This is a genomic window from bacterium, from assembly GCA_036524115.1.
GTDB lineage: Bacteria > JAUVQV01 > JAUVQV01 > JAUVQV01 > DATDCY01 > DATDCY01.
In genome coordinates this window covers 1-9239 of sequence record DATDCY010000126.1, presented here as the reverse complement: position 1 = coordinate 9239, position 9239 = coordinate 1, and the positions used below count along the sequence as shown (strand labels likewise).

Genomic DNA, 9239 nt, shown 5'->3' with positions numbered 1-9239 from the left:
GCCGCGGCCTGTGCCGGCGCCGCTTCGGCGGCCGGGGCTGCCGGCGCCGCACCGGCCTGCGGCAGTGTCAGCGTGAACGTCGTCCCGCGCCCGACCTCGCTGGCGACGCGCACCGAGCCGCCGAGGGCCGCGACGATCATCTTCACGATCGCCAGGCCGAGGCCCGTCCCCGGGTAGAGCCGCTTGTCGGAGGAATCGACCTGGTAGAACTTCTCGAAGACGCGGTCGAGCTTCTCGGGCGGGATGCCGATCCCCGTGTCCGAGACGTCGAACTCCAGGGTGGGGCCGACCGCCCTGCCCGTGACGCTGATCCTCCCCCCCTCCCCGGTGAACTTCACGGCGTTGGAGAGGAAGTTGGTGAAGATCTGGTGGAGCTTGTCGTGGTCGGCGAGCGCGTGCGGGAGGTCCTCCGGCACGTCGACCTCGATCGCGAGGCGCTTGCGCTCCTGCTCGTCGCGGAACATGTCGACGACCTCGCGGATGTGCTTGGCGACCGCGATCGGCTCCGTGCGCAGCGAGAGGCGGCCGGACTCGATCCGCGCGATGTCGAGGAGCTCCTCGATCAGGTGCTGCAGGTGCCGCGCCCGCTTGTCCGCCACGCGCAGGGCCTCGAGCACCCGCTCGGGCTCCGGGCCGATCTTCCCCTCGAGCACCAGCGAGAGGTAGCCGCGCACGACGGACAGCGGCGTGCGCAGCTCGTGCGAGACCATCGAGAGGAACGTGCTCTTCGCGCGGTTGGCCTTGGCGAGTTCCTCGTTCATCCGGCGCAGGTCGCGCTCCATCGCCGCCTTCTCGGTGACGTCGTCCGTGAGCAGCAGCACGCGCCGGCCCTCGGGGGTGTCGATGACCGACGAGGTGACCGCGAGCACGACGCGCTCGGGCAGCACCGCGGTCGTGTACTCGACGGTGCGCTGCTCCCCCGCGGCCGCGCCGGGCGGCGGCAGCAGCGACTCCGGCGCGAGGCCGGTCCCCGCGAGGTACTGGCCCACCGTCGAGCCCACGCCGGGGCGCCCCGGGGGCAGCCGCAGGATGCGGCCGAAGGCGGGGTTGACCGCCCGCAGCGTGCCGCCCTCGTCCAGGAGGCACAGCCCCACCGGGGCGTGCCGCACGATCGCCTCCATCAGCTCGAGCAGCGTGCGCTCGCGGCGGACCCGGTCCGTGACGTCCTCGATGGTCACGAGCCCGCCGCAGTAGTTGGAGCGATCCACCAGCGACGTGAAACCGAGCCGCAGCAGCCGCGTGCCGTGCTCCACCTGCAGCGGCGCGGCGCTGCGACCGCCGCAGGCGATCTCCCCGAGGAAGCGGTCGACGGCGCCGGAGTCCGCGAAGCAGCTCGCGAGCCCCTTGCCGAAGAGCCGGTGGTCCTCCTCGCCGAGCAGGCGGCTGGCCGAGGGGTTCGCGTAGAGGATGCGGTGGTCCTGGTCGATCTCGACCACCCCCTCGTGCAGCATCCGGAGCATCGTGTCGAGATGGCCCTTGAGGTGGAGCAGCTCGCGGGTCATGTCGCGGGGGTAGAGCTTCTCGATGCCGAGGATGACCGAGCGCCGCTCGCCCGTCCCGCGCGCCTCGAGCCAGCGGAACGTCTCGAGGACGTGGACCATCGTTTCCTCGATGCGCCCCTTCGCGATGTAGGCGTCCGCCCCGAAAGCGAGGACGGCCCCCGCGTCCTCGCGCGCGATCCCGGTGAGGATGACGATGGGGATCGAGGCGTAGACGGGGTCCTGCCGCAGGAAGCGCGTCAGGCGCTCGCCGTCGAGGCGGGGCATGATCAGGTCGAGGAGGATGACGTCGGGGAGCCGTTCGGTGGCCGAGAGCTGGTCGAGCGCCTGCAGCCCGTCGAAGGCCTTGGCGACATCGTAGCCGGCCTTGCCGAGGTGGGCGGCGATGAGCTCGACGATGGTGGCGTTGTTGTCGACGACGAGGACGCTCCGGATCTTCGACATGGTCGGCGGGAATCTTAGGGACGGGCGCCCGGGCTGTCAATCACGCGCTGCCCGGCGTGCGGCCCGGTGGCGATGGAGCCGGGGGCGCCGGGCGCGGGCGGGCGGCGCGGGCCTCAGCCTCCCCGGTGCTGGCCCGCGTGCGGGGTGCCGGCGAGCGGGAAGCGGTGCTCGTGGTCGCGGCGCAGCGAGTAGGGGACCTCGAGCCGGTGGCGCGCCATCAGCGCCGCGTCGGCGAGGATCTCCAGCGAGGGCCCGTCGGCGACGATCCGGCCGCCGTCGAGCACGACCACGCGCGGGCAGAGGTCGAGCACCAGCTCCAGGTCGTGGGTGGCGACGAGTCGCGCCTGGGGCAGCGCCGCGAGCTGGTGGATGAGCGCGCGCCTCCCGGCGGGGTCGAGGTTGCTGGACGGCTCGTCGAGCAGCAGCAGGTCCGGACCCATGGCGAGCACGCCGGCGAGCGCGGCCGAGCGCTTCTGCCCGCCCGAGAGGTGCCCGGGGAACTTCTTCTCGAGCCCCGCGAGCCCGACGCCCGCGAGCGCCTCCGCGACGCGCCGGCGCACCTCCTGCTCGGGCAGCCCGAGGTTCAGCGGCCCGAAGGCGACGTCGTCGAAAAGCGTCGCCATGAAGAGCTGGTCGTCGGGGTTCTGGAAGACGAGCCCGACGCGCCGGCGCACCTCCGTGAGCGTCGGGTGGCCGACCTCCGTGCCGAAGACGCGCACCGAGCCGGAGCTCGGGTGCAGGAAGCCGACGACCGAGAGCGCGAGCGTGGACTTGCCTGCGCCGTTGGGCCCGACCAGGCCGACGGCCTCGCCCGGGGCGACGCGCAGGTCGACGCCGCGCAGCGCCTCGGTGCCGTCCGGGTAGCGGTGCGCGAGCGCCCGCAGCTCCAGGGCGGGGGCGCTCACCGGCCGCTCCCCACCGAGCCGAGCCAGACCGTGACCGGCAGCAGCCGCAGCGCGGCGGCGCCGCCGGCGACCCCGGCGAGGAAGAGGGCGTCCGCGGCGCGAAAGCGCAGGGTCCGCAGCTGGCGCACCGTGCCGTCGAAGCCGCGCGCCGCCATGGCCTGGTAGATGCGCTCGGCGCGGTCCAGCGTCCGCGTGAAGAGCACGCCGAGGGCGGCGGCCGCCGTGCGCAGCGAGCGGCCGGCGCGGCCGAGGCCGCGCAGGTCGCGAGCCCGCCGCAGCCGCCCGGACTCCTCCGCCAGCACGAAGAGGTAGCGGTAGAGGAAGAGCAGCTGCACCACGAACGCGCGCGGCACGCGCAGCCCCGCGAGCGCCTGGCAGAGCGCGGGGAAGCTCGTCGTGGCGGTGAGCACGAGCGCCGCGCTCATGGTCAGCGCGAAGCGCGCGAGGATCGAGGCGAACGAGAGCCAGCCGGCCGAGAGCGCGACCGGCCCGAGCGCGATGCCCGGCGCGCGGTCGAGCAGCGGGTTGAACAGGCCGATCATGACCGCGAACGGCGAGACGATGAGCACCCGCCGCGCGATCAGCCGCAGCGGGATGCCGCCGGCAAGGGCGAGCGCCAGGGGGAAGAAGACAAACGGCGCGAGCGCCGAGACCTCGTACTTCGGGAAGGAGACGACGGCGAGGATGAAGGCGAGCGTCGCCAGCAGCTTTGCGCGCGGGTCGAGCCGGTGCGCCGGCGAGTCGAGGTACGAGAGCCGGTCGAGCCGGTCGGCCTCGTGGCAGCTCACGCGCGGTCGCCTCGCGTCCGGGGAGGGGCGGAAAGGTTCGACATTGCGGCGACAGTAGTAGCACGGACCGTGACAGTCGTGCAACCGCCGCGATCTATCCGGTCTCGCCCTCCGCGCGCCCGCGGCGCGTTGCTTGACTTTTCCGGACGCCGGCCCGAGTATCGAGGCGCGTCGGCGCGGGTTCCCGCACGGCGGGCAACGGTCGCCTCCAATGGGAATGACCATGGTGAACGCTGGAACATGCACGTCCGCGCGGCCCGGCCCGCGCTGGACCGCCGCATCCCTGGCCGCTCTCGGACTCTGGGTGGCGTCCGCGCCGGTGCTCGCGCAGGGGCCCGCGGGCGGCACCCTCCGGGTCACCGGCTCCAGCACGATGTGTCCGATGATCGCCGCGGTCGCGGAGCGGTACCGGGGCGTGCGGCCCGAGGTCCCGGTCGAGGTCGAGTGCGGCGGCTCGGACCGCGGCATCAAGGACGTGCGGGACCGCAGCGCCCAGATCGGCATGGTCTCGCGCGCGCTCAGGAGCGACGAGAAGGACCTCGTCGGGTTCCCGATGGCGCGCGACGGCGTGAGCATCATCGTGCACCGCTCGAACCCGGTGGCGGACCTCTCCCACGGGCAGATCGCGGGAATCCTCTCGGGGCGGATCGGGTCCTGGCGTCCGCTCAACGGCAGGGACGTGCCGATCGCCGTCATCCTCCGCGAGCAGGACAAGCCGGTCACGGAGCTTGTCGAGAAGTTCTTCGACCTCAAGGGGCGCCTGCGGGGAAAGGTCGTGCCCGGGGACAACCCCGTGACGATCGCCGCCGTGGGCGCCGACCCCGCGGCGATCGGCTACGTGTCGTCGGGCCAGGCGGTGCGGGAGGCGGGTGCCGGCGCGGCGATCCGCACCGTCCCGGTCCAGGGCGTCCTGCCCACGGACAGGAACGTCATCACCGGGAACTACCCGCTCACCCGGCCGTTGTCGCTCGTCACGCGGGCTCTGCCGACTGGTGCCGCGAAGGACTTCGTCACCTACTGCCTCTCCGCGAAGGTCGTGGACCTCATCGAAAGGTTCGACTTCGTCCCCTATGAAGAGTGATCCGGCCGCGGCGGGCCGGCAACCGGCTCTCCCGGCGCTGCTCTCGCTGCTCAACCGCTACTCGCTGAGGACGCTGCTGCTCGCCAGCATCGCGTTCGTGGCGCTCTTCTGCGCGCTGGTCATCGCCTTCGTCGTCGCGAGCCGGGGCGTCACCCTCCGGACGATGGACACGCTCATCAACGTGGACAACGCGATAGCGGAGGCCTGTCTGCGGAGCAACGCCGCGATGCTCGACGCGCGGCGGCTGGAGAAGGACTTCCTGCTCAACTACCGGGAGTTCGGCTTCGACGAGGCGCGCTCGCGGTATCTCACGCGGCTGGCTGCGGCCCTCGCGGACGTCAGGGGGAACATGGGGCGGATCCGCTCGCTGGCCGCGGACGGGCCGACGTCGCGGCTGACCCTGGACGTCGAGGGCGCGCTGGAGCGGTACCGCCGCGGTGTCGACGCCCTGGCCGACAAGCTGCGGGAGCGCGACGCTGCGGAAGGCGGCGTGTATGCCGCGCTGCAGGCCGAGTCGCGGGGGCTGGAGCAACAGGCGCGGCGGATCGGGGGCGCCCCCGTCCTCAGCGCGCTCCTCGCGCTGCGGCGCGCGGAGATGGACTACCTCGACCGCGGGCTGGACACGGACGCGGCGGCCGTGCGACTGGCGCTCGCCCGGCTCACGACAGAGGTCGCCGCCCCGCCCGGCCCGGTGGCGGCACGACAGCGGGTGCGCTACTGCGCCGGCTGCTACCTGGAGCTCTTCGAGCGCTACGTGCGGGCGACCGAGGAGCTCCGGGACGTGCGCAAGGAGTACCTGCGGGCGGTCCAGACCATCGAGGAACCGCTCGAGAAGCTTTACGTCGGCTCGCTTGCGCGGGTCGGCGCCAAGCGCGGCGCGATCGAGCGCAGCACCCGGCTCCTGGGCCTGCCGGTCCTGGGCGTTGGCGTCGCGCTGCTGGCGTTGACGGGCGCGCTGGCCCTCGGGATCGCCTTGAACGTGACGCGCTCGGTCGTGGCGAGCAAGCGCTTCGCCGCGCGTGTCGCCTCGGGCGACCTCGCCACCCGCCTGCCGGTCGACGGCGGCAACGAGTTTGCGTCGCTGGCGGCGTCGCTCAACACGATGGCCGAATCGCTGCTCGCGGCCGAGGCCGCGCGGCAGGCGGGTCTCGCGGCGCTGCGCGAGTCGGAGGAGAAGTACCGCTCGCTCGTGGAGACGAGCACCGATTGGATCTGGGCGACCGACGTGGAGGGGAGGCACACCTACACGAACGAGCGCATCAGGGACATCCTCGGGATCGAGCCGTCGGAGCTGCTGCGGACCGATCTCGCGGCACTGCTCCATCCCGAGGACGGGCCGCGCGTCCGCGACCTGCTCGCGGCGAGCCGTGCGGCCTCGCGGGGGTGGCGGGGCGTCGTGCTGCGCTGGCGGCACCGCGACGGCACCTGGCGGTGGATCGAGTCCAACGCGGTGCCGGTGTTCGATGCCCAGGGGGCGCTTGCGGGCTTCCGGGGCGTGGACCGCGACATCACGGAGCGGCACCGGCTCGAGGAGGAGCTGGTCAAGGCCCAGAAGCTCGAGGCGATCGGGACCCTGGCCGGGGGAATCGCGCACGACTTCAACAACCTGCTCCAGGGGCTGTTCGGGTACGTCTCCCTGGCGAAGATGCAGCTCGCCCCGGGTGACCGGGCGGCCCAGATGCTCGACCAGGCGGAGCGGGCGCTGGGGCTCTCGGTCAACCTCACGACGCAGCTGCTGACCTTCGCGAAGGGCGGCGAGCCGCTGAAGCGGACGCTCGCGCTCGGGGAGGTGCTCGAGGACCCGATCAAGTTCGCGCTCAGCGGGTCGAGCTCCACCTATCGCCTGGCCGTCGAGCCGAGCCTGTGGGCCGTGGAGGCGGACGAGGGGCACCTGGCGCAGGTGATCCAGAACGTCGTGCTCAACGCTGCCGAGGCGATGCCGCGGGGCGGCACCGTGGAGGTCGCGGCGCGCAACGAGCACATCCCCGCGGGCGCCAACGCGCTGGTCCCCGCGGGGGGCGACTTCGTGCGGATCGACGTCCGGGACTCGGGCATCGGCATCACCGCGAAGGACCTGACGCGGATCTTCGACCCCTATTTCACGACGAAGCAGCGGGGCAGCGGCCTCGGGCTGGCGACGTCGTACTCGATCGTCCGGGGCCACGGCGGCTTCATCGACGTGACGTCGCGCGCCGGCGAGGGGAGCGTCTTCTCGATCTACCTGCCGGCGGGCGGCGGGGACGGGCGCGCCGAGCCGCAGCAGGCGCCGGCCCCGGCGGCGGGGGGCACCGGCCGGATCCTCGTCATGGACGACGAGCGGCTGGTCCGGGAGGTCGCCTCGTCGATGCTGGAATCGCTCGGGCACGCGGTGGCCACGGCCGCGAACGGAGAGGATGCCGTGGACCTCTACCGCGCGGCGCGTGCCGAGGGGCGCCCCTTCGACGCCGTCATCCTCGATCTCACGGTGAAGAACGGCGCCGGCGGGGAGGAGACCCTGCGGCGCCTGCGCGAGCTGGACCCGGACGTCAGGGCGGTCGTCTCGAGCGGGTACGCCGACGCGACCGTCCTCGGGGACTACCGGGCGCACGGGTTCCGCGCGCGCCTGGGGAAGCCCTATCGGCTCGACGCCCTCCGGGAGTGCCTCGCAGCCGTGCTACAAGCGTCGCGTCATGACCGGAAGGCCCACTGTCCTGCGGGCTGAGGACCTCTGGAAGGAATACCGCGACGGCGACGGGACCGCCGCCGCGGCGCTGCGCGGCCTGCGCCTGGAGGTCGCCGCCGGCGAGGTCGTGGTGCTGCTCGGCCGCAGCGGCTCGGGCAAGACGACGCTCCTCAACCTCCTCGCGGGGCTCGACCGGCCGACGCGCGGACGGGTCGAGGTCGAGGGCGCCGACCTCGACACCCTCGGCGAGCGCGGCCGGACGCTGCTGCGCCGGCGGCGCATCGGCTTCGTCTTCCAGTTCTTCAACCTGCTCCCGACGCTCACCGCGCTCGAGAACGTCGCGCTCGCCCTCGAGCTCGCGCGGCTGCCCGACGGCGACCGCGCCCGCGAGGCGCTGGCGGCGGTGGGCCTCGCCGGCAAGGAGCGGCGGCGGCCCGCCGAGCTGTCGGGGGGCGAGCAGCAGCGCGTCGGGATCGCCCGCGCGCTGGTCAAGGGGCCGGCGGTGATCCTCGCTGACGAGCCGACCGGCAACCTCGACACGGCAACCGGGGAGCTGGTCCTCGACCTGCTCTGCCGCCGCTGTCGCGAGAGCGGGGCGGCGCTGCTGATGGCGACGCACTCGCCGCTGGCCGCGCGGCGCGCCGACCGGGTGCTGCGCATCACGGACGGCGTCATCGGGCCCGCCGAGGCGACGGCGTGAAGACCGTCGCCCGCGCCTTCCTGCGCGAGGCGCTGCGTCACCGGGCGCTCGCCGTGCTCCAGGTCTTCGGCGTCGCCTGCGGGGTGGCCGCCGCGCTCGGGATGTCACTGTCCGCCCGCGCGGCGCTCACGAGCTTCTCGCGCGCCGTCGCCTTCCTCCAGGGCGCGGCGACGCATGCCATCGAGCGGCCCGCGGGCCCGCTCGAGGAGACGCTGCTGCCGGCGCTCGCGCGCGACCCGGCCGTCAGGGCGCTGGCGCCTGTCGTCGACCGGCGCCTGCGGCTGGCCACGGGGGAGCAGGTCCGCGTCCTCGGCGTCGACCCGTTCCTCGACGCGGCGCTCCGGCCGGGTCTCTACGAAGGCGCCGACGCCGGCGCCGACGCGCGCGGACGCTTCCTCGCCCTGGTGCGCGGCGAACCGGCGGCGCTGGTGGAGCAGGGGCTGGCGGACGCGCTGGGGCTCGCCCCCGGGGCCTCGCTCGCGACGGCGCGCGGGATCCTGCGCGTCGCCGGCGTGTTCGCGAACCCGGCCGGCGAGCCGCTGCTCGTCGTGGACATCGCCCTGGCCCAGCGGCTGCTCGGCGCGGCCGGGGTGGTGGACCGGGTCGACCTCGAACTCGATGACGAGGCGGGGTTTCGCGGGCGGTGGAGCGCCGGTTTCCTGATCCAGACGGCGCGGGAGCGCGCCCGCTCTCTCGAGGCGATGCTCGAGGCCTTCCGCCTGAACCTGCGCGCGCTGTCGCTGCTGGCGCTGCTCGTGGGCGTCTTCCTCGTCTACAACACGGCGATGTTCGCGGTCGTCAGCCGGCGCCACGAGGCCGGCGTCCTGCGGAGCCTCGGCGCCGGCCGCGGCGAGATCGCGGCGGCGTTCTGCGCGGAGATCCTGCTGCTCGGCGCGGCCGGCGGCGCGCTCGGCGGCGCGCTCGGCTATGCGCTGTCGCGGCTGCTCACGGCCACCGTCGGCGGGACGATCAGCTCGCTCTACTTCTTCCTGCGCCCGTCGCCGCCGGCCTGGACGTGGTGGATCCCCGCCGCCGGCGCCGCGCTCGGCTGCGTCGCCGGGCTGCTCGGCGGGCTCGTGCCGCTGATCGATCTGGCGCGCACGACGCCCGTGCAACTGCTCGGCCGGCGCGCGCCGGAGCGCGACGCGGGCCGGCGCGCA

Annotated in this window: 7 protein-coding genes; 4 read left to right on the top strand and 3 right to left on the bottom strand. The window is 73.9% G+C overall.

The features are described from left to right. The 3 genes from VI078_05875 to cbiQ all read right to left on the bottom strand — a co-directional run. On the bottom strand, positions 1-1943 hold a 1943-nt coding region (locus VI078_05875; protein ID HEY5998817.1), incomplete at its 3' end, for an ATP-binding protein. A 113-nt stretch (positions 1944-2056) separates the two neighbouring features. Then, complete coding sequence (locus VI078_05870) at positions 2057-2848, bottom strand: ABC transporter ATP-binding protein (GenBank protein ID HEY5998816.1); 792 nt, start codon at positions 2846-2848, stop codon at positions 2057-2059. Further along, positions 2845-3636, bottom strand: a complete 792-nt coding sequence (gene cbiQ / locus VI078_05865) for a cobalt ECF transporter T component CbiQ (protein ID HEY5998815.1) — start codon at positions 3634-3636, stop codon at positions 2845-2847. The genes VI078_05870 and cbiQ overlap by 4 nt, the downstream gene beginning before the upstream one ends. A gap of 226 nt (positions 3637-3862) precedes the next feature. Between cbiQ and VI078_05860 the strand changes: the two genes are divergently transcribed. The 4 genes from VI078_05860 to VI078_05845 form a co-directional block, all read left to right on the top strand. Then, positions 3863-4717 carry a phosphate ABC transporter substrate-binding protein gene (locus VI078_05860; protein ID HEY5998814.1) on the top strand — a complete coding sequence of 285 codons (855 nt, stop codon included), beginning with the start codon at positions 3863-3865 and terminating at the stop codon, positions 4715-4717. After that, complete coding sequence (locus tag VI078_05855) at positions 4707-7418, top strand: PAS domain S-box protein (GenBank protein ID HEY5998813.1); 2712 nt, start codon at positions 4707-4709, stop codon at positions 7416-7418. Before VI078_05860 ends, VI078_05855 begins: the two co-directional genes overlap by 11 nt. Beyond that, positions 7387-8079: an ABC transporter ATP-binding protein gene (locus VI078_05850; protein HEY5998812.1), complete on the top strand. Its 693-nt coding sequence runs from the start codon at positions 7387-7389 to the stop codon at positions 8077-8079. Before VI078_05855 ends, VI078_05850 begins: the two co-directional genes overlap by 32 nt. After that, a partial coding sequence (locus VI078_05845; GenBank protein ID HEY5998811.1) for an FtsX-like permease family protein occupies positions 8076-9239 on the top strand: 1164 nt, incomplete at its 3' end. The genes VI078_05850 and VI078_05845, both read left to right, overlap by 4 nt.